Below are 21730 nucleotides of genomic sequence, written 5' to 3'. Positions count from 1 at the left end.
AATTAAAACAGATAGGCGCTTCAGCAACCATGTATTTGAACTACTTCGGGTTAAATGACAATCCTTTTTCGATTGCGCCTAACCCCGATTATTTGTATATGAGCCCAAGGCACAAAGAGGCTTTGGCCCATTTGACCTTTGGCCTCAGAGAAAGCGGTGGTTTTGTAATGCTCACCGGAGAAGTGGGCACGGGGAAAACAACGGTATCGAGAAAACTGTTGCAGCAGCTACCCGATAATACGCAGGTAGCCATGATTTTGAATCCTACCTTATCTGCCCTTGAGCTATTAGCAACAGTTTGTGATGAGCTAGGCTTGGCTTATACACCTGAAAAAGCAAGCCTTAAGTACTTCACCGATTTGATTTTGTCTAAGTTAGCAGAGAATCATCAGTCAGGCATGAATACGGTACTAATGGTTGATGAAGCGCAGCATCTGTTGCCCGAAGTACTTGAACAACTTCGTTTATTGACCAACCTAGAAACGAATCGTGAAAAACTGTTAAAGGTAGTATTGATAGGTCAGCCTGAATTACAGCAGTTGTTAAAGCGTAACGAATTACGTCAGCTGGCTCAACGCATTACCGCTCGTTATCATCTGCTACCCTTAACTGCGCCAGAAGTTAGTGCTTACATAGCACACCGCTTAAGCGTAGCAGAAGGTGATATCAGCATTTTCAGTAAGTCTACATTGCGCGCGGTGCATCAAATTACTGGTGGGATCCCAAGGGTAATTAATTTGCTGTGCGACCGAGCGTTAACCTTATCTTTTACTAAGCAGCATGCGGTTGTGCAAAAGCCTATATTCTTGGCCGCGGCAGAGCAAATTCTAGGTGAAGATGTTGTCAGTCAGCGCGTGCAAAGCCAGCGTAAATGGTATCTCGCATCGGCGTTTGTTTTGGCCATCATTTTCGGCTACGGGTTAGGGAGTTTGTATGTCTAATATCGTTGCCATTGACCATTTAAAACCCGGTATGGTGATTGTTCAAATTACCAAGCAAAATGGGCCAGTTAAAATTAGAAAGTCGGGTTTAGTGACAAGCGATGCTATGGTGCAGGGCTTGTCTGAAATGGGCGTGCAAGAGGTAGAAATAGATCCTGAGCAAACCGTGGAAATAGCGCCGACAGTTCATCATAGAACTCAAACCCAAGCTTTGCTTCGGGGCGAGCACGACACTACCGCCAAATTTGATAAATCCCTTAACGAGCAGTTTAATCGAAGCTTGTTTTTGCCCACAGTAGAAGGGCTTCCGTCAGCATGGAAGCTTTACACCAAGCAAGTAGCGCTTTTTGCCGTCGTTATTCTTGGCGGTTTATGCATTGGCTTTTCCGCCGCTACGGCAAAACGCTGGTGGCCAATGTTAACTGCACCCGCTTCTGTACCGGTGGCAGACTCTGAAAGCTCAGTTTCACAGGTTGAAGCAAGCGGAGGCGCTTCAGCGCTTACGACCACGCAAAACAGTAATGAAGCACCAGGCACTTCAAGCAACAAAAGTGAACAGGTACCTTCTAACATTCAGGGAAGTGGGCAAAGCGCAGGTTTAAATAAAGCTGCTAACACGGCGGCAAATGCAAACATGAGTAACGGCGGTGCTGCTCAGCAAGGCACGCAAGCGAACGCTATGGTAAATAACCAGTCTGTTGGCAACTTAGCTGCAGCGCAAGATACTGATTTAGGTGCAGTTTCAAATACAAACCCAATCACAAATACAAACACTACAGGTACTCAGAATCGCTACAATAACGATGTGTCCCAACGTTCTGGCGCCGAGCCAAGTAGTGGATATGAGCCTAGCTCTTCAATTGATTCAAGACAAACTGAGGCATCAGCGGACTACGAAGGGAAAGTATTAAACGAAGCTGCGTCTCAATCTGACGTATCCGTGTCACCAGAGCTCATGGCCCGTTTTAATGCTGCCGTTGAAGCGCTAGACTCAAAGGCACAAGATAATACACCCGCTGAAGAGCAAACAAGGGTGACGGTTAAAGACGAACTACCCCGTGTAGATCAGCTACCCGTTCGCTTGTTAACACGACTTCCTACCATGAACTTTAGCGCGCATATGTATGCGTCTCGTCCTGCCGATAGATGGGTGAGAGTCAATGGCCGTCAAATAGGTGAGGGCGACTGGATTGCCGATAGAGTGCAGATCGTCAATATTGAAGCGCAACGTGTGGTGCTTGCTTTCGAAGATGAGGTTTTTACTATGGCGGCGTTAACTGACTGGTAGTTGTTTTCATAGCACTCACAGAAAATAACCACAAATAAATTAGTGTATGAGAGCCCTAAAAAAAGGCCCTGAATCTAGGGCTTCTGTGCAGAGCTTTTCGTTTCCGATAATAGAACAATATGGGGCTATAGCGGTATCTGGTTCACAAATACTTCTTTAAAGAATTTCGGTAAGTTCAAACTAAATTCTTCGGGGCGAACGCCTGACACAATCTCATCGTCGTACTGACTTAAATCAACGCGCTTAACTTCATTGAAATGTTGCGACGTAACGCTGTAAAAAGTCATAACGTGAGGGCTTACAGGGTCTTTGGGGTTAATTTTACTTACAATGCCTAACTTACCGCTTTTCAAACGAACCAAAGAACCTACAGGGTGTACACCGATACACTGGATGAATTGTTTTACCAATTCTTGGTCTAAGTTCTCTGTCGCAGTTAGTCGCTTTAGCGCCTGAGTAGGCGTGATACTGTTTTTGTGCGTACGATTAGATGTCATGGCATCGTATGCATCCACAATAGCAGCAATACGCGCGAACTCTGAGATTTCGTCACCAACCAATCCTCTCGGGTAGCCGCTTCCATCAACGCGCTCGTGGTGCTCTTCAATGATGCGTAGCGATAGGTCAGAAATATCGCCACACTGTTCAACTAGGTCTGCACCAATTTCAACGTGGGTTTTCATCACTTCCCAATCATCACTGGAAAATTCGCCTGTATTATTGCGAATTTCATCTGGCAGGGAAGACATGCCGATATCCATCAATAGGGCACCTAAACTCACTTGCTCCGTGGTATCTCTGTCATAGCCAAGAAACTCACAAAAAATACCGCTTAGTACGCTGCAATTTATACTGTGCTCAAGAAGATACTGGTCGGTATCTTTAATCATAGTCAGGCAGCTCAGCGCATCTTTATTGTCGAATACACTTTCGATTAGGCTTTGCGACAGCGACTCCATCGGCGATAGATCTTTTACCGCCCCGTTTTTAAGCGACTTCAAAAAGTTATTTTGTATGGTAAGTGCGCTGTCATATAGCTCGTTGGCTTCGTTAATTGAATCACGACCGACAGGTTTAACAACCGGTTTAGTCACTTCAGGCTCTTTTTCTACAGTTGGTTCAGATCGCTCAGCTGCCTCGGGCAGCTTTGACTTCGCAAGGTCTACCTCAACAATGAGAATGCCTTTGGACTTAAGACTATTAATAATGGCTTGGGTTTTTACAATGCCTTTAGACCGCATTTTAAGTGAGCCTGTTTGCTCAAGTACTTGATTGACGTACATTCCTGGTTGCAGATCATCAATGGGTACCTGTTCTAACATTATCTCTCCTGTGGGGTACAACGTTGCCATCGTCTGTTACTACAATAGGAATGAATAGTACGATATTCCAGTGAAAAAAGTGAGGAGTTTATTAGCCTTTAGTATAGCTAGAGTCCGCGTGTATAGGATTAACGAATTCGCAAGAGAACGTGTGACGTGTAAATGTGCCGAGAAGTTGCTTATAGTTCAAATCAGGCGAACGGATATTCTCTATACCCAACGGTAATAGGCATCTTGATGGGGAGCTAGGTTCGAGGCTTGGAGGAGAGAAATAAAAAGGGGGCCATCTCGCGACAGCACCCATGTGTCATGCTAGGGCTTTGTTAAGCGCTAAAGCCCCACGCTTTTACAACCATGTGGGCTGTTTATCTTCGAAGGCTTCTATAGCACTTGTGAGTTCAAGCGTTTGACCGATAGCATCTAAGCCTTTAATTAGGTTGTTTTTGTGATGCTCAGCAATATCGAAGCTGAAGCTTGTATCGTTAAAACTTACCGTTTGCGCTGGAAGATCAACGGTGATCTTAGTTGCTGGGTCTGACTTCACTGCAGAAAACAAAGCGTCCATTTGCTCGCTTGATAATGCCACTGGCACTAGCTGATTATTAATGCAGTTGCCGTAAAAAATATCAGCAAAGCTGGTGGCAATAACCGTTTTAAACCCAAAGTCGGCAAGTGCCCAGGGCGCGTGTTCCCGGCTTGATCCACAACCAAAGTTTTCGCGAGCTAGCAACAAACTCGCACCTTTGTGCTCAGGCTTATTCAGCGCGAACGCTGGGTTTGGCTCTTTCTCTTCTAAGTCCAAGTAGCGCCAGTCGTGAAACAAATGCTTGCCGTAGCCAGCACGCGTTACGCCGGTTAGAAACTGCTTTGGAATAATTTGGTCGGTATCGACATTGGCCTGATCAAGCGGCGCAGCAATGCCTGTGTGTTGTGTAAAACCTTGTTCAGACATAACTTACTCCTGATAATCTCTAACGTCAGCAAAGCGACCGGTAATTGCAGCAGCGGCAGCCATTGCTGGGCTTACTAAGTGAGTGCGCGCACCACGGCCTTGACGGCCTTCAAAGTTGCGGTTACTGGTAGAGGCACATCTATCGCCTGCCACTAGCTTGTCGTCATTCATACCAAGGCACATAGAGCAACCTGGCAACCGCCACTCAAAGCCAGCATCGATAAAGATTTTATCTAAGCCTTCTGCTTCAGCTTGGCGCTTAACATTACCAGACCCCGGAACGACAATCGCGGTAACTGAATCGGCGACTTTACCGCGCTTGGCGATTTGTGCCGCTGCGCGCATATCTTCAATACGACCGTTGGTACATGAGCCGATAAATACGTGGTTTACTGCAACGTCGGCAAGCTTTTCACCGGGTTTTAATCCCATATACTCAAGCGCCTTTACTGCGCTCTCTTTTTCAATCGGGTCACTGAAGTCTTCAGGGGCAGGTACCGGTGTGTTTACGCCAATAACCTGGCCTGGGTTAGTGCCCCACGTAACCTGAGGAGCGATATCTGCCGCTTCAAGTTCAACCACAGTGTCAAAGGTTGCGCCCTCTTCGGTATAAAGGGTTTTCCAATAAGCGACGGCGTCTTCCCAGTCCTGGCCTTTAGGTGCGTATTCGCGGCCTTCAAGGTAGGCGAAGGTTTTCTCGTCTGGTGCAACAAGGCCAGCTTTTGCGCCAGCTTCAATACTCATGTTACACACCGTCATGCGCTCTTCCATGCTCAAACCGCGGATAGCTTCACCTGCGTATTCGATAACATGGCCAGTAGCGCCAGCGTGGCCAATTTTGCCGATAATGGCAAGAATGATGTCTTTTGCGGTAATACCGACAGGAAGCTTGCCATTTACGTTGATAAGCATGCTTTTCGCGCGGCTTTGTTTCAACGTTTGTGTGGCCAGTACGTGCTCTACCTGAGAGGTACCAATACCAAAGGCCAGCGCACCAAATGCACCGTGAGTCGCAGTGTGTGAGTCACCGCACACCACCGTCATGCCTGGCTGAATTAAACCTAATTCCGGGCCCATTACGTGCACAATACCTTGCTTTTGGTGACCCACTGGAAATAGCTGAATGCCGTGTTCTTCACAGTTTTTTGCCAAGGTTTGTAGCTGAAGCGCATTTGCCGGGCCACATGCATCAATGGCCAGTGAACGGGTTGAGATACTGTGATCCATAGTGCCAACCGTGCGATCAGGACGTCGTACTTTACGGCCTTTCTCATTAAGGCCAGCAAATGCCTGAGGTGAGGTCACTTCGTGAATCAGGTGACGGTCGATATAAATTAAGCTGTCTTCACCGATTTGGTCAATAATGTGGGCTTGCCACACTTTGTCATATAAGGTCTTGGCCATGAGGTTGTTTTACTCCTGCGCCATTAATTGTTTAACGATTTCATCGCCTACTTGCGACGTGCTTGCCGCTTGGCTGCGTTTATCTGCAGGTAATAACTCGCCTGTAAGTACACCTGCTTCTAGGGTCGCTACGACTGCTTTTTCAATAGCGTCAGCAGCATCATTCAAGTTCATGCTAAAACGCAGCATCATGGCGGCTGATAAAATTTGTGCGATAGGGTTAGCAATGCCCTGACCAGCAATATCTGGGGCTGAACCGCCTGCTGGCTCATAAAGGCCAAAGCCATCTTCGTTCATGCTTGCCGATGGCAACAAGCCCATAGAGCCTGTCATCATAGCGCATTCATCAGAAACGATATCGCCAAATAAGTTGGAACATAGCATTACATCGAACTGCGCTGGGTTCTTCATAATCTGCATAGTGGCATTGTCGATATAGATGTGATCAAGCTCTACATCTGGATAGTCTTTTGCTACTTCTTCAGCAATTTCACGCCATAAACGACTGGTTACCAGTACGTTAGCTTTGTCCACCGACGTCACTTTGCCGCGACGCTTCTGTGCTGCTTCAAACGCTGCAATAGCAATACGGCGAATTTCACGTTTACTGTAGCGCATAGTGTCATACGCGAATTCTTCTTCGCCTTCACCTTCTCGGCCCTTCGGCTGACCAAAGTAGATACCGCTGGTTAACTCGCGCACTACCAAAACATCTACGCCAGATTTGGCAATATCTTCACGAAGGGGAGACAGGCTTTCAAGTCCCGGGTAAATACGAGCAGGACGTAAGTTACTGAACAAGTCGAAATGACTGCGAAGGGTAAGCAGTGCGGCGCGTTCTGGACGTTGTTCTAACGGCAAGGTGTCCCACTTAGGGCCACCGATACTGCCAAACAAAATTGCATCGGCTTGCTCACAGCCCAATAGCGTTTTCGAGGGTAGCGCTTCGCCTTCAGTATCAATGGCGTAGCCACCCACAGGATATGCAGTGCGGTTTAGGGTGACGTTAAACTTCTTTTCAACAGCATCTAAAACCTTATTGGCTTCCTGCATAACTTCTGGGCCGATACCGTCTCCGGCTAATACGGCAATTGAATACTGGCTCATTTATACTCCTGCAACGCGTTCTTGTTGATTTTTTTGCTGATCAATTTGATCGGCTAAATATGTGTTGTTTAATACAAAGATAAGGGCTTTAACGCCGGCTTCCACAATATCTGTAGCCAAGCCGATTCCATGGAAACGACGGCCTTTATATGTAGCGATAACGCTCACTTGCGCCAAAGCGTCGGCACCTTCACCTTTTGAATCTAATTTAAAGTCGACAACTTCTAAATCTTCGTGACCTAGTATAGACATGATGGCCTTATAAGCCGCATCTACCGGGCCGTTTCCAATACTAGACTGGGTAATCTCTTCAGTGCCCACTTTCATCTTAACGGTAGCACTTGGAATGATTTCACGCCCTGAATTAGCTTGAAGATAAAGCAACTGGAAGTGTGCTTGGTCGTGCTTTTGCTTATCGAAGAACAACAAGGCTTCAAGGTCGTAATCGTATACTTGGCCTTTTTTATCCGCTAACTTTAAGAAGGCGTCATACACCGCTTCTAAGTCATAGTCTTCGGTTTTATAGCCAAGTTCGGTTAAGCGATGTTTAATCACATGACGGCCAGAGCGTGACGTTAAGTTTAGGTTGTTCTTATTAATACCCACACTTTCTGGGGTCATAATTTCATAGGTATTTTGCGCTTTTAAGACACCGTCTTGGTGAATACCAGATGAATGGCTAAACGCATTCGCGCCAACAATGGCTTTGTTGGCTTGAACAGGCATATTACAAAGCTGGCTGACTAGCTTAGATGTGCGCGATATTTCGGTAGAATTAATGTTAGTTTCAAAGCCCAACATGTTCTTACGGGTTTGCAAGATCATAGCAATTTCTTCAAGTGAAGCATTACCAGCACGCTCGCCAATACCGTTTATCGTACATTCAACCTGTCTGGCACCTTGCTCAACAGCTGCTAATGAATTTGCTACCGCTAAGCCCAAGTCGTTGTGACAATGTACTGAAATGGTTGCTTTATCGATATTTGGAACGCGATTAAACAATTGCTGAATAATACCGCCAAACTCTGTAGGTGTTGTGTAGCCTACGGTGTCCGGAATATTCACCGTCGTCGCGCCAGCGCTAATAGCGGCTTCAACCATTCGGCATAGGTAATCAATATGGGTACGCCCCGCATCTTCACAGGAAAACTCTACATCATCCGTATATTGTCTGGCGTGTTTTACTGCTTTTACCGCCATATCGACAATTTCGTCTTGAGACTTGCGAAGTTTGGCGCCTACGTGAATTTCAGAAGTCGCAATAAAAGTGTGAATTCGGAACTGTTCTGCGACACTCAATGCTTGTCCACACGCGTCGATATCACCTGGCAATGCACGAGATAGCCCGCAAACAATGGAGTTCTTCACCTCCTTTGCAATCATTTGTACGGAACGGAAGTCGCCCGGTGACGATACGGGAAAGCCTGCCTCAATGATATCAACGCCTAACCGTTCGAGCGCCAGTGCAATCTGTAACTTCTCTTTGGCACTTAGGCTTGCAGGTAAGGCCTGCTCACCATCTCGCAATGTGGTATCAAAGATCTTCACTTGATTTGTCATGACGCTCTCTCAGTTGAATAGTTAAAAAAAAACCCGTGCTTGGCACGGGTTTTTGTGAAATTAAATCGCTGGTCGCAATCTACCCGTGCAGTCTGGCTGCCATAAGGAGTAGAGATAGAAGAATGAAACGAGTACGCATGTGCTATTGTTTCTTTGCTGACCAAGTTGATAGCGACAATGTACCCATGTGGCATGAAGAGGTCAACCATTGTTTACAATAATGAGTATATTTTTCGTGTATAAATGCTTCCTTTTAATTATTTAGGATATGTGTCCTAACCCTCTTGGCCTGAGAGCAACGTGATCAGTAACTACAGTCATTTATGAGGGGGTTAATTTACTATATATGATGTTGTTTAGGATGTTTGTACTAAATTTGGCGATGGGCGTGCAAAAGAGATTTTGGTTTTTTATGCGAATATGCTGGGTTTTTATTCTTTCTAAGGCTTTGTTACCTATTAAGCAGCGTAAAGTTCTTCCAGTTGATTTGAGTAGATAAGCGCATTTCGCGAAGGGATAAGGCACGTGGTGAACGCTTGGATTTAAAGCTCCATGCGTGACCACAGCATGCAGCAGTCATTATCGTTTTTGAAGGCCGCAGTAGTATTTTGTTTTGAACTGAGAGTGCCGTGGCCGCTTCCATTTCATCGCGTAGTGGAGTTGAAGAAATGCACTCCCCTGTATTAGCAAACCATCCATTTTTGTTCAGATGGAGCTGGGTATTGTCTTGATTTACCATATCAATGGAATCAAGCTCAATGTGAGAGCCTTCCATATTTAAAATTAAAACAGGTACAACAAGACCATACCTAGCGTTTTTTCTATACCACGCTTCTCGCTTTTCTACATCGTCTAAATGATTAATGCCGGGGCACTTTGCAGATTGCTTGGCATACCAACTTCCATTATGGGTATCTGTTTTTAGCGGGGATGGATTGTTTGCGATGCCATTACTAATCATATATCGAGCAATAGCTTTCACGTGATAAGGAAGCCCGCCCATTCGACGCTTTAGCAGCGATAGGTTTTTTATCTCGCTATGAGCTAGAGAGACGATTTCTCTTTCATACAGAGCAGTACATATTTCATTGAATTGAGGGTGGCTTCCGCCTAACTCTCCCGATTCGCTAAAAAAGCCTGCTTGAGATCGAGAAGAAGGTTTCTCTGCTGTCATCACTTATCTGCACAAATTTTTGATTATTGAATAACCGTATCAAGAAACGGTAATAAGTGCCATATAGGCGCTTTAAAAGCTGGTATTGCTTTTTGTTTAGCAAGTTTGAGGCTTTAGCGATTACTCATTTCATGATGATTTATATTACCAATTTTTTTATGCGCAAAGGTGAGGGTGAAAAATTTAAATTACCAATTTCCATATAAGTGATAAATAATTAAGTCATTGTTAAATAATGACTTACTTTATTTTTATGACCTTGACAATATCAAATTATTAAAAAATAATTTGATATTGGTAAGGTGTTGTTGTGATGATGTTAAGACCAATTGTTATTTTTGTTGTTGACCAATATGTGGAATTGATCTACTGTTTGTAACATCCTTGTAAAGTAGGTGTGAGGTAAATTTACAAGGCAGGTAAGTTGCAGATCAATTAAGCGGTAAGGAATGAGTGATTAGACATTCCTCAATCCTTAAGAGGAAAACACACATGGCACACAAATTATCTAAAATAACGCTTGCGGTACTTTCGGCTACGACACTAAGCCTTACCGCAACTACAAACGCGCAGGAATCTCAGCAAGAGTTAAATGAAGATGTAGAGGTAATTGAGGTATCTGGTATCCGAGCGTCACTCGCTAGCGCGATGAATGAAAAACGCTTCAAGAATAATCTTGTTGAAGTTATCGAAGCTGAAGATATTGGTAAGCTACCTGACCAAAACTTAGCGGAAGTATTGGAAAATATTACTGGTATCCAGATTACCCGTGAAGCTGGCGTGGGGACAGGCGTGCAGATTCGTGGTACTGATGCCAACCGCACCGAAATAAACGGGGTTTCAACTGTCGGTTCAGGCGCAGGTCGAAGCGGTATCGATTTTGAAGATGTTTCAGCGGCTATTATTGCTGGCTTAGAAGTGACTAAATCGCCAGACGCGAAAACGATTGAAGGCTCTGTAGGCGGTACGATTAACCTTAAAACTATTCGTCCTTTACAGCTTAATGAGCAGTTAGCAGCGTTTCGTGTGCAAGGCGAGAACAGTAGTTTAACCACTGATAGCAACTTTCAACCTCGTATCTCGGGTACGTTTGGTGATAACTGGGATACCGATCACGGCACCATTGGTATTGTTATAAGCGGAAGCTATGCTGAACAAGACGTAACCGCGTTTCGACCTCGTGCTGATAGAGATAATATCATTACGTCGGATAGTGGCGTAGCGAGCGCTCAGTCTTTTGACTTTTTGCCAATTCAGTTTTTTGTTCAAGACTACGACAACTTCGAGTACGAAACTAAAAATCTAGTGGGCACTATAGAGTGGGCCCCGAACGATAATACTAAGTTCTTTTTTGACGCAATCATTAACGACCAAGAGCGTTTACAAGAAAGTTCGCGGGTGCAAGCGTCTGGGGTGAGTGCGCTTAACGATGTGTCAGTGCCTGATGAATTTGAAACCATTAACTTTGGTTCATTGGGTGGTACAAACTTGGGCTCAATTCAAGCGGCGCTTCGCGGAGTTATTCCAGTTGATCTGGAAAATGACGATGACGATCCTAACTTACGCTTTTCTAGTGATACTAACTCTCGTGTAACGAAAAGCGAGATTTTCCGCTTAGGGGGAGAGTGGCAGGGCGAAAAGTGGAGCGTGTTTGCGGAGGTTGCCTCAACATCATCAGATACTACCACACCGAGTTTTAATACAACGCTTAACTTTATCAACCCAAATGCGCCTTTAGATGCTGGTGGCGCAAACGATAATGCAGTGCCTTTCGCATATGACTTATCTGGTGGTGCATTAACGTTCGGTATTGCTGATGGAGCAGAATACGCGCCAACGGCAGAGCAATTACTTGACCCAAACAACGTTGTGCTGCGTGATGTAAACATTGGTCGTGACACTACTGAAAACTTCGAAGATGCTTTCCGCGTCGATTTCACGTATTACGTCGACACTATGGTTACGTCCGTTGATTTTGGTTATCGCTACAACAAATCAGGTAGTAAGCGTGAAGAGATAGGAAATAATGTAAATCTTCGGTCTATGGAAGATAGCCCGAGAGGTAGTTTATTTAGCGAGCTTTTAGTCGCTGGTCCTGACAACTTTAACGATGCTGATGGGCGTGAGCTCTATGTGGCTGATTTTCTTCTTATAGATCCCGAACAAGTATCGTCTAATCCCGATGCTGTTTTAGCTGCACTTCAACAAGCGCTAGAAACTCATGGTTCTGGCGAAACATTAGATGAACCAACATCAAGTTCAACGGGCTTCTTTGATATTGAAGAGGAAACTCACGCTTTATACGCACAAGCAAATTTTGAATACGAAATGTTCCGCGGTAACTTCGGTGTTCGCTACTTACAAACAGACGTAACTTCTGTAGGCAACTCAGTAACGGTTGATGAAAATGGTGATGAGCTTGTTTCACGCGTTACTAACAACGGCGATTACGACTTTATCCTTCCTCGTTTCAATCTAGTTGCAGATGTTACGGATGACATTGTACTAAGGTTTGGTGCTGGCAAAGACATTCGTCGACCTAATTTTAACGACCTTTCGACATCGGTAACCTTCAGCACAAGTCCTAACCCAAATGTGGCTATTGGAAACCCTAACCTAACGCCTGAAGAAGTAATTTCTTATGACCTAGCAGCTGAGTGGTACTTTGCTGAAGCCAGCGTTATTAGTGTAGGGATTTTCCACAAAACTCGAAAAGATCTATTCGTAGATCAAATTGTGAGTGCAGCAGAAGATCCAGTAACAGGGTATCGAGACCTAACAGACCCTTGTGAAGGTGGTGGTATCTTCAATCCAATAGCAGATATCAACGTATTTGGTCCAAATCTTGGCACAGGCGTTTGTGTGGGCACAGAAACTAAAATTAACGATACAGGTGAAACAACCCAGAAAGGTATTGAATTTGCTGTTCAATATGACCTATCTGGTTTTGAAAGCGAGCTAGGTTGGGCTTCAGGTTTTGGCGTGCTTGCTAACTACACTATTCAGGAGTTCGACGGTGGTGAAGCTGAAAACATCGCGACAAGCCGAGCTGGCCAAGTTTTCGCAGCAACCACAGGAAACGATCAAGAGGTTAGTGCGGTTCAGGGTCTGTTAAATCTTTCTGAAAATGCCTACAACATTACGCTTTATTACGAGAAGTTTGGTCTATCTGCTCGCATGCGCTACACGTGGCGTGAAGCCTACCGTACAGATGACTTCGGAAGTACGTCTAGCTTCCCGTGGGGTTTCCCAGCTGTTCAGGCTGACCGTGGTCAGTTGAATGCAAGTGTGACTTACGATGTTAACGAAAACCTTAACGTTGGCGTTGAGGCTGTAAATATCACGGAGTCTGAGGTAGAGCAGTACTGTGTTAACGAAGGTGCGCTTCTGTGCTTCCAAGGTCTGACTGACAGAAGAATCACTCTTGGTGCGAACTATCGCTTCTAACATCGCAATATGGTGGTGTGGTGTCTGGACGTTAATTTTTCAGATGCCATCACTGCCAGTCAATTTGGTTTTGCCAGTCAAAATATTAAATCAAAACTAAAAGTTATTCAGGTAAACCACAATCGCTAAATATACCACATTCAGATCGCTTAAATTTTTACGCTATGTTTTCTGAATCTATTGCGGTTGAACTTTTATGCTTATTGGTATTACAGGTTTTCTTTTATTCTATTAATTGGTTGACAAATTGGTAAGTTAATAATAACGTGATGATAGGCTTGAATTGGCAAGATCTGAAAGCGAAATGCCATTACAAAGCACTATTCATTTTATTTTTAGTTCGAAAAGCAACTTCGGACAATGCAACGAATATCGTCATTAGGAGACAGTCATGTCCAAACCAACCATTGGTTTTATCGGTTTAGGCCTCATGGGCGGCAATATGGTAGAAAACCTTCAAAACAAAGGCTACGCCGTTACCGTAATGGACTTAAATAAAGCTGCTGTGGATAAATGTGTAGAACGCGGCGCAAAAACAGCGAAAACTGGTAAGGCACTTGCTGAAGCTTCAGACATCGTGATGTTGTGTCTCACCACCTCAGAAATAGTAGAAAAAGTTATCTATGCTGAAAATGGCGTGTTAGAAGGTTTGCAGGAGGGGTCTGTATTAGTAGATTTTGGGACATCAATCCCAGCATCTACTAAGAAAATTGGCGCAGACTTGGCGAAGAAGGGCGTAGGTATGATTGACGCGCCTCTTGGAAGAACACCTGCACACGCAAAAGATGGCCTGTTAAACATCATGGCGGCAGGTGATATCGATACCTTTAACAAGGTAAAAGGTGTGCTTGAAGACCAAGGTGAAAATGTCTTTTATTTAGGCGCTTTAGGTTCCGGCCACACAACTAAGCTAATTAACAACTTCATGGGTATGACCACAGTTTGTGCCATGTCACAAGCATTCGCTGTAGCAGAGAAGGCAGGCGTAGATAAGCAGCAGCTGTTCGACATTATGTCTACAGGGCCTTCAAGTTCCCCCTTCATGCAATTCTGTAAAAATTATGCGGTTGATAACGTTAGTGATCTAGGTTTTTCAATTGCTAACGCTAACAAAGACTTGGGCTACTTTTTGAAGATGGTTGAAGACCTAGGTACCGAATCTAAAATAGCGGAAGGCTCGTCTGCCAATTTGAACGCCGCGGTTGATGCGGGTTTAAGCCAAGGTAATGTACCTGAGATTTTCGAGTACTTTAAAACGCTGACTAAGTAACGTATCGACTACGTCGTCATCGCCCTTAAAGTGATCAAAAGGCAGGTATTTTATGCAAGTGCAATTTATTAAGTGGTTAGTTGTGTTTATTGTTATTAGCGCTATTTCGTCAAACGCGGGCGCTAAACAATATACCGTTAGCTCACCAGATGAATACAACGCAATAGCATCGTCTCTTAAGGCGGGTGACGACGTAATTTTACAAAACGGTGTTTATCAAGACTTTGAAATTTTACTAGTAGGGCAGGGTAGCGTTGAAAAGCCCATTACGCTGACTGCGCAAACTAAAGGTAAGGTTATTCTGTCTGGTCGTTCTAACTTAAAATTAGCTGGGCAGTATTTAGAAGTATCGGGTTTGGTATTCAAAGACGGATATACCCCTAGCAGCGCTGTTATCGCGTTTAGGAAAGATGCACAAACGCCAGCTAATTATTCACGAGTAAGTGAAGTAGTCATTGATGAGTACAGTAATCCGGACCGCCAAGAATCAGATTATTGGGTTGCACTTTATGGTAAGCACAACCGGTTCGACCATAATCATCTAACGGGTAAGCGCAACAAAGGGGTGACTGTTGCCGTTCGACTAAACGGCGAAGCACATCAAGAAAACTATCACAGTATTGATCATAACTACTTCGGTTATCGCCCTGTATTCGGTTCAAACGGTGGAGAGACGTTAAGGATAGGTACAAGTCATTACTCACTGAGTAATTCAAATACTCAGGTTATCAATAACATATTCGAACAAACTAATGGCGAAGTTGAAATTATTTCTGTTAAGTCTGGTGAGAACCTGCTGAAAGGAAACGTTTTCCTATCCGCCAAAGGCACCCTAACCCTCAGACACGGTAATAATAATCGCGTTGAAGATAATGTGTTTTTAGGCAATGGCGTGGACCATACCGGCGGAATTCGCGTTATCAATGAAGGCCAAGTGATAACCAATAACTACTTGGAGGGGCTAACGGGCTATCGCTTTGGTAGTGGTTTTACGGTTATGAATGGTGTGCCTGACTCGCCTATCAATCGTTATCATCAGGTTAATAACGCGCAAATCACAAATAACTCATTCATTAACGTGTCACATATCCAACTTGGTGCTGGAAGCGATGAAGAGAGAAGCGCGGCACCTATAAACTCATTGTTTGCCAATAACCTTATTTACAATGCTTCGCTAAACCAACCTTTTACATTATTTGATGATGTGAGCGGCATTACATTCGCTAACAATGTCGCTAATACCAAAATGATAAAAGAACTTAGCGAAGGTTTTACTACTGCATCGCTACCCCTTGTTAAGGGTGAGAATGGGCTTAACGTCGCTAAGTTAAACGAGCCTGAGGTAAAAGGCGCAGAAACAAAAGATGTTGGTGTTGTTTCTGACATGAACGTCGTATCAAAAAGTGACGTCGGCGTAAGCTGGTACCCCAAAATAGTACCTGAAGTGAACTTCGCTGCAGGTAAAACAATTAGCGTAAGTGCTGATGCTGCTGAATTTATGACAGCACTAGAAAATGCCAGTGACGGAGATGTTATTACAATCGCACCTGGCACAATCGTTGTGCCCAGTGTTCTTATTATCGATAAGACAATAATGGTAACTGCACAAGTCCCCAAAGCGACAACGCTGTCGTTCGAACGCTCCGCCTTGTTCGAAATACATGATAATGGAAATTTGAAGCTTGAAGGTTTAGTGCTTTCAGGGAAAGACAGCCCAGACGCTTTTGGCAATAGCGTTGTAAGAACGAAAAAATGGGGCATGCTCAACAATTATGTTTTGAACGTAGAAAACTGTGATATCGAGCGTCTCGATATCAACCATTCGTTTAACTTCTTTACGTCTGGCAAAGGCGCGTTTGCCGATGACATATCACTCTCGAAAAATAGTTTTAACGATATTACTGGCCATGTTTTAAGTCTTGATAAAGAGATAGAGGACTACGGTATTTATAACGCTGAATATGTCAGCATAACCAACAACACGTTTAGCAACATAAGTGGTAGCGTTGTAAATCTCTACCGAGGCGGTACCGATGAAAGTACCTTTGGACCGCACTTAGACATGCAGGACAACGTGTTAACTAAGGTAGGCAGTGGCAAACGCAATGAGCAAAGTGCCAGCGTTTATCTTCATGGCGTGCAAGTTTCAACGCTAAGTAATAATGACTTTAATGAGTCTGAGCCTGTTGTGGTTTATCACACCGTTGGTGAGCCAATTACCGCAATAACAAACAATACGTTCCTAAATACACCTATGCCAATGATTAAAGAGCTGTTTGCACCTGGTCCGCATACTGCGGTCTTGAATGACAATGTTTCCACGAAAGCGAACAAGAGGTAATGGGCAATGATTAAAAACCTCTGTTCCCTACAACAAAAATCTGCGCTTTTACTTTTCATTTTTTGTTCGCTTTCTTTTTCTTCTCTTGCTGCTCACCCTAACTTGGTGATCACGCAAGACGACGTTGTAAAAATGCGCAACGCCATTAAGCAAGATGGGCGTTTCCAAGATGCTTATTTGCAAGTTAAGCAAGAGGTAGATTTGCATCTAGCAATGCCAAATGTTGTTCCCGTGCCAAAAGACGGCGGTGGTGGCTACACTCACGAACGTCATAAAAAGAACTACCAGCTTATGTATAACGCTGGCGTGGTGTACCAAATTAGTGATAACGAAAAGTATGCGGATTATGTAAAAAGTCTCTTATTAGACTATGCCGCACTTTACCCTACATTAGGGTTGCACCCACAGCGTAAAGTGAACGCCCAAAACCCAGGTGTGTTCTTCTGGCAAAGCCTAAATGAAGCAGTATGGCTTGTGAATACTATTCAAGCTTACGATTTAATATATAACGCACTTAATGAAGAAGAGCGAAGCGTGATTGAGAGCCAACTGTTGAGGCCTGTAGCGTTGTTCTTATCTGAAGGGCAGCCATCTACTTTCAACAAAGTACATAACCACGGAACGTGGGCTACGGCTGGTGTGGGCATGGCGGGTTATGTTTTAGATGAACCTGAATGGGTGGAAAAAGCACTTTACGACCTTGAAAAGTCAGGCAAAGGTGGTTTTTTAAAACAGCTCGATACGCTATTTTCCCCTCAAGGCTACTATAACGAAGGGCCATACTACCAACGCTACGCGCTAATGCCGTTCGTTACGTTTGCTAAAGCGATTGAAAATAACGAACCTCAACGCAATATTTTCGACTACCGCGATAAGGTTTTGCTTAAAGCAATAAATACCACCATTCAGCTTAGCTACAATGGGTTATTCTTCCCAATCAATGACGCAATTAAAAGCAAAGGCATAGATACTATTGAGTTAGTGTATGGTGTTGCTGTGGCGTATCAGCAAACAAAAGATAAAGGCTTACTGGATATTGCTAAGCAGCAAGGGAGAATTGTACTCACTGGCGATGGTGTTGACGTAGCGAAGGCGCTGGATGAGAACAAAGCAACGCCTTATGTTTTCGAATCGATGGCCTTGGGTGACGGTAAAGATGGCGATGAAGGTGCATTAGTAATTATGCGCAGTGAAGAACCCCAGGGTGAAGCTGTGTTATTTAAACCTGCAGCCCAAGGTTTGGGACATGGGCATTTCGATAAACTAACGTGGCAGCTATACGATAAAGGCAGTGAGATTGTCACCGATTATGGTGCAGCACGGTTCTTAAATGTAGAAGCCAAGTTTGGCGGTCGTTACCTTCCAGAAAATAATAGCTATGCTAAACAAACTGTTGCGCACAACACGGTAGTGGTTGACGAGCAAAGTCATTTTTCTTTTAACTTAGACAAAGCGAATGCAAATGCGCCTACGCTACATTTCTTTGAAAGTAACGAGCATGGTACGGTTGCTCGCGCAAGCATCGACTCTGCCTATGACGATGTTGTACTTGATAGAACGATAGCGCTGCTTTCTTTACCTACCTTAAATAAGCGCATTGTTGTTGATGTGTTTGATGTATCTAGTGACAAGCCGCACACCTACGATTTACCACTGCATTATAGCGGCCATTTAATTAATACTAACTTTGAATATCAGGGTTACACAAATACGTTATCTGCACTAGGAAGTGTAAGTGGTTACCAGCACTTGTGGCTCAGGGCTAAGGGTATTCCGAAAGCTGATATGGCTAGAGTGACTTGGCTAAATAGTAACGGCCGTTTTTATTCACAACACAGCGTCGCACAAGGCAATGAAACCTTTCTATTTACACAGTTAGGCGCCAGTGACCCTAATTTCAATCTTCGCAACGAGAGCAGCGTGATACGCAGGGTAGAAGGTAAGTCGCATCACCAATTCGTTTCCGTTTTAGAGCCTCACGGTGAATACAACCCCAGCAAGGAGTATACCTTAGGCGCAGAAAGCATTATTACATCAGTTCAGACAGTAAAAAACGACACATTGCTTTTACTTGTAATAAAAGCAGCTGAACAGCAGTTTCTGATAGCCATAAATACCACAGCCGGTAGCGAGTCGACCGAGTCTGTTTCTTTTGATTTTGATGAAAACCGTTACACGCTTTCAAGCCGTTTCGCTGTGTATGCGCTGTAATTTTTTAGGATTTACGTTATGAATAAGCAAAGCGAACATTTTTTATTTGGCAACGAGACAGAGATTGAAGACTTAGGCAATGGCTTAAAGCGTCAAATGCTGGGGTTCAATCATGAACTTATGGCAGTAAAGGTATTTTTTGATAAAGGTGCAGAAGGGTATACCCATGCACATCGCCATTCTCAGGTGACGTATGTTGAAGAAGGTGAGTTTCATTTCAGCATTGGTGGTGAAATGAAGATTTTGAGGAAAGGGGATAGTTGTCTTATCCCACCTCACGTAGAGCATGGTGCAGTGTGCCCTACCGGCGGTATCTTAATAGATACATTTAGCCCTGCTCGCGAAGATTTTGTGGGAGAATAATAATGAAAATTAATGGCTTGCGATGGTGGGTGATTGCCCTTATCGCGCTAGCAACCATAATTAACTATATCGATAGACAGGCACTCAGCGTACTCTGGCCAGACATTGTTGAAGACCTTTTCCCCGATGAATCTGCAGTAGAGCGCAAACAAATTTATGCGAATATTTCGATCGTCTTTGTTTTCGCTTACGCCTTTGGGCAAGCTATTTTCGGAAAACTCTTCGATTGGATAGGTACCCGTATTGGGTTTGTATTATCAATAGGCGTATGGTCTCTTGCTACTGTGCTTCACGCCTTTGCACAAGGCTTTCTAAGTTTTGCTATCTTTCGCGCCGTTCTTGGGGTGGCAGAAGCGGGTAACTGGCCAGGTGCAGCGAAAGGCAATGCCGAGTGGTTTCCAACAAAAGAACGTGCGTTGGCACAGGGTATTTTTAACTCTGGCGCAGCGATAGGTGGAATTATTGCTATCCCAGCTATCGCTATGATGACCATTTACTTTAGCTGGCAGCTTATTTTTATTGTTGTTGGGGCTCTGGGGTTCTTGTGGCTGGTGCCGTGGCTTGTGCTTGTCAAAGCACCGCCAGGCTCACACCCGTGGATTACTGATGAGGAAAAGCAGTACATACTCACCGGCCAGCGCGTTGAGTCAAGTGATGATGCCTCTGATTGCGAGAACGAATACAACCCTTCTACAAAGGAGTTACTGTCGAAAAAGCAAAGCTGGGGCGTAATTATCGCTTCCGCTGCTATCGATCCTATTTGGTGGCTGTTCGTGTTTTGGATCCCAATTTACCTTAACGAAGTGTATGGCATGGATGTTAAGTCTATTGGCCTGTATGGATGGGTTCCGTATGTTGGCGCTATGCTTGGTGCTTGGTTTGGTGGCTTACTCGCGCAAAACCGCATTAAAGCGGGCTGGAATACAGATAAAACCCGAAAGCTCGTTATCACACTGGGTTGTGTGATTATGCTTCCTTCGCTACTGGCGATGGCAAATCCGGGGTCTGCAATTACAGCGGTGTTGATTATGGCTGTCATTTTATTTGGTTTTCAAACGGCTATCGGAAATGTTCAAACACTACCCAGCGACTTGTTGGGGAAAAAGTCGGTGGGAACCTTGTCTGGGTTTTCCGGAATGGCGGCGAAATTAGGTGCTGTGGGGTTAACGTCATTGGTACCCATGTTAACCGCCGATGGCAACTATACTCCTGCTTTTATTATTGGTGCATCGCTTGCGATTATTGCCGCTGCTGCGGTGTGGCTTCTCATTCCTAAAATCGAACCAATAAAGCAATAGTGTTTTTACTGTGGGCTCTATTTTATCAGCCCACAGTCTCTATGAATTACCAAATAAGGCGTACCAAATGAAAAAGCTAAGCTTTATGGGCGAATGCATGGTTGAACTGCGCTCAAATGAAGGCTCTGATACATCGCTACATCAATCGTTCGCAGGCGACGTGTACAATTCTGCCGTTTACTTAAAGCGATGTTTTTCTGATATACAGGTGGGGTTTGTTACTGTCGTCGGAAACGACACCTTTAGCTCTCGCATGAAGGGCAACTTTGAAGTTGAAGGGCTAGACACCTCATTCGTGTTTTCAAATGAAAATCGCTCTGCAGGTCTGTATTTAATTGATACTGACGCTTCGGGAGAGCGCAGCTTTACCTATTGGCGATCACAATCTGCCGCTAAAACCATCATGTCATTCCTTAAACCTGAGGCATTAAGTACATTGTCTGAAAACAATATGTTTATGTTCTCTGGCATTTCAATTGCGATCATTCCACGCGACGAACGGCCGTCGTTCTTCCGTTTTATTGAGGCGTTAAAAGAGAGTGGCGTAAAAATTGTGTTCGACCCTAACTATCGTGCACGACTTTGGGAAACACCTGATGAAGCAAGTAAGAACTTTAAGCAGGCACTTTCGCTTTGTGATGTAGCACTCGTTGGCGTGGAAGACATTACTGAGCTTTTTGATATTGAAAGTGCAAACGATGCCTTAGCCCTTTGCGAATCATTTGGCGTCAGTGAAATCGTTATCAAGAATGGACCTTTATCAGTGCTCACCGTGTTAGACGGTGAACGTTTGGAGCACGCTATTGTGCCAGTTTCCAACGTAATCGATACCACATCGGCCGGCGATGCATTTAACGGTGTGTATTTAGGCGGCAGGCTTAATGATGTGCCTATTTCTCGCTCGGTTGAACTTGCAGCAAAAGCAGCAGGCACTGTGATTCAACATCGCGGAGCCATCATCCCACGAGGAATCGTTGAAACGGCATTGGCTGAACAACGCTAAATAATTACTGAGCAATTGACACTTATTTTTTGTTAGATGTAAGCGGTGG

The 21730-nt window shown here is 44.4% G+C and carries 15 protein-coding genes; 9 read left to right on the top strand and 6 right to left on the bottom strand.

Going from position 1 to position 21730, the window contains the following annotated elements:
- Positions 1-29: 29 nt before the first annotated feature.
- Both AC27KT_RS13785 and AC27KT_RS13780 read left to right on the top strand, forming a co-directional pair.
- Entirely contained in the window at positions 30-941 is a 912-nt protein-coding gene (locus tag AC27KT_RS13785; RefSeq protein WP_014948480.1) for an ExeA family protein, read from the top strand.
- Positions 934-2229: a general secretion pathway protein GspB gene (locus AC27KT_RS13780; RefSeq protein WP_487130843.1), complete on the top strand. Its 1296-nt coding sequence runs from the start codon at positions 934-936 to the stop codon at positions 2227-2229. Before AC27KT_RS13785 ends, AC27KT_RS13780 begins: the two co-directional genes overlap by 8 nt.
- A gap of 125 nt (positions 2230-2354) precedes the next feature.
- On the opposite strand, the gene AC27KT_RS13775 is transcribed toward AC27KT_RS13780, so the two are convergent.
- The 6 genes from AC27KT_RS13775 to AC27KT_RS13750 form a co-directional block, all read right to left on the bottom strand.
- On the bottom strand, positions 2355-3551 hold the full coding sequence (locus AC27KT_RS13775) for an HD-GYP domain-containing protein (protein WP_487130841.1): 1197 nt from the start codon (positions 3549-3551) through the stop codon (positions 2355-2357).
- A 346-nt stretch (positions 3552-3897) separates the two neighbouring features.
- On the bottom strand, positions 3898-4503 hold the full coding sequence (gene leuD / locus AC27KT_RS13770; protein WP_487130839.1) for a 3-isopropylmalate dehydratase small subunit: 606 nt from the start codon (positions 4501-4503) through the stop codon (positions 3898-3900).
- Between the two features lie 3 nt (positions 4504-4506).
- Positions 4507-5907: a 3-isopropylmalate dehydratase large subunit gene (leuC, locus tag AC27KT_RS13765; protein ID WP_061094370.1), complete on the bottom strand. Its 1401-nt coding sequence runs from the start codon at positions 5905-5907 to the stop codon at positions 4507-4509.
- Between the two features lie 9 nt (positions 5908-5916).
- Complete coding sequence (gene leuB, locus AC27KT_RS13760) at positions 5917-7014, bottom strand: 3-isopropylmalate dehydrogenase (protein WP_049585949.1); 1098 nt, start codon at positions 7012-7014, stop codon at positions 5917-5919.
- Complete coding sequence (gene leuA, locus AC27KT_RS13755) at positions 7015-8574, bottom strand: 2-isopropylmalate synthase (RefSeq protein ID WP_487130836.1); 1560 nt, start codon at positions 8572-8574, stop codon at positions 7015-7017. It lies immediately after the preceding gene.
- Positions 8575-9025: 451 nt separating this feature from the next.
- Positions 9026-9748 (bottom strand): hypothetical protein, encoded by a 723-nt coding sequence (locus AC27KT_RS13750; RefSeq protein WP_487130834.1) that lies wholly within the window; start codon positions 9746-9748, stop codon positions 9026-9028.
- A gap of 492 nt (positions 9749-10240) precedes the next feature.
- Here AC27KT_RS13750 and AC27KT_RS13745 point away from each other — a divergent pair, with 492 nt between their 5' ends.
- From AC27KT_RS13745 to AC27KT_RS13715, 7 genes are all read left to right on the top strand, one after another.
- Complete coding sequence (locus tag AC27KT_RS13745) at positions 10241-13195, top strand: TonB-dependent receptor (protein WP_487130832.1); 2955 nt, start codon at positions 10241-10243, stop codon at positions 13193-13195.
- A 391-nt stretch (positions 13196-13586) separates the two neighbouring features.
- Positions 13587-14465, top strand: coding sequence for an NAD(P)-dependent oxidoreductase (locus AC27KT_RS13740; RefSeq protein WP_039224712.1), 879 nt, complete (start codon positions 13587-13589; stop codon positions 14463-14465).
- 52 nt (positions 14466-14517) lie between these two features.
- A complete protein-coding gene (locus tag AC27KT_RS13735; RefSeq protein WP_487130830.1) occupies positions 14518-16806 on the top strand; it encodes a polysaccharide lyase 6 family protein in 2289 nt (762 codons plus the stop codon).
- 6 nt (positions 16807-16812) lie between these two features.
- Entirely contained in the window at positions 16813-19017 is a 2205-nt protein-coding gene (locus tag AC27KT_RS13730; RefSeq protein WP_487130828.1) for a heparinase II/III domain-containing protein, read from the top strand.
- Positions 19018-19035: 18 nt separating this feature from the next.
- Positions 19036-19380 (top strand): cupin domain-containing protein, encoded by a 345-nt coding sequence (locus AC27KT_RS13725; protein WP_014948493.1) that lies wholly within the window; start codon positions 19036-19038, stop codon positions 19378-19380.
- A gap of 2 nt (positions 19381-19382) precedes the next feature.
- The gene (locus AC27KT_RS13720; RefSeq protein WP_487130825.1) at positions 19383-20678 is read left to right on the top strand and encodes an MFS transporter; all 1296 of its coding nucleotides are present in this window, start codon (positions 19383-19385) and stop codon (positions 20676-20678) included.
- Between the two features lie 67 nt (positions 20679-20745).
- Entirely contained in the window at positions 20746-21681 is a 936-nt protein-coding gene (locus tag AC27KT_RS13715; RefSeq protein ID WP_487130823.1) for a sugar kinase, read from the top strand.
- The last annotated feature ends 49 nt before the right edge of the window (positions 21682-21730 follow it).

The sequence above is a fragment of the Alteromonas sp. 5NW40-0090 genome (genome assembly GCF_057552975.1).
The sequence above is the reverse complement of the archived record's forward strand: the minus strand, read 5'-3'. Positions and strand labels throughout refer to the sequence as shown.

Coding starts and splice junctions, on each gene's coding strand:
- AC27KT_RS13750 (WP_487130834.1), bottom strand. CDS start 9,748: ATGACAGCAGAGAAACCTTCTTCTCGATCTCAAGCAGGCTTTTTTAGC.
- leuB (WP_049585949.1), bottom strand. CDS start 7,014: ATGAGCCAGTATTCAATTGCCGTATTAGCCGGAGACGGTATCGGCCCA.
- leuD (WP_487130839.1), bottom strand. CDS start 4,503: ATGTCTGAACAAGGTTTTACACAACACACAGGCATTGCTGCGCCGCTT.
- leuA (WP_487130836.1), bottom strand. CDS start 8,574: ATGACAAATCAAGTGAAGATCTTTGATACCACATTGCGAGATGGTGAG.
- AC27KT_RS13725 (WP_014948493.1), top strand. CDS start 19,036: ATGAATAAGCAAAGCGAACATTTTTTATTTGGCAACGAGACAGAGATT.
- AC27KT_RS13720 (WP_487130825.1), top strand. CDS start 19,383: ATGAAAATTAATGGCTTGCGATGGTGGGTGATTGCCCTTATCGCGCTA.
- AC27KT_RS13745 (WP_487130832.1), top strand. CDS start 10,241: ATGGCACACAAATTATCTAAAATAACGCTTGCGGTACTTTCGGCTACG.
- AC27KT_RS13735 (WP_487130830.1), top strand. CDS start 14,518: ATGCAAGTGCAATTTATTAAGTGGTTAGTTGTGTTTATTGTTATTAGC.
- AC27KT_RS13740 (WP_039224712.1), top strand. CDS start 13,587: ATGTCCAAACCAACCATTGGTTTTATCGGTTTAGGCCTCATGGGCGGC.
- leuC (WP_061094370.1), bottom strand. CDS start 5,907: ATGGCCAAGACCTTATATGACAAAGTGTGGCAAGCCCACATTATTGAC.
- AC27KT_RS13775 (WP_487130841.1), bottom strand. CDS start 3,551: ATGTTAGAACAGGTACCCATTGATGATCTGCAACCAGGAATGTACGTC.
- AC27KT_RS13715 (WP_487130823.1), top strand. CDS start 20,746: ATGAAAAAGCTAAGCTTTATGGGCGAATGCATGGTTGAACTGCGCTCA.
- AC27KT_RS13780 (WP_487130843.1), top strand. CDS start 934: ATGTCTAATATCGTTGCCATTGACCATTTAAAACCCGGTATGGTGATT.
- AC27KT_RS13730 (WP_487130828.1), top strand. CDS start 16,813: ATGATTAAAAACCTCTGTTCCCTACAACAAAAATCTGCGCTTTTACTT.
- AC27KT_RS13785 (WP_014948480.1), top strand. CDS start 30: ATGTATTTGAACTACTTCGGGTTAAATGACAATCCTTTTTCGATTGCG.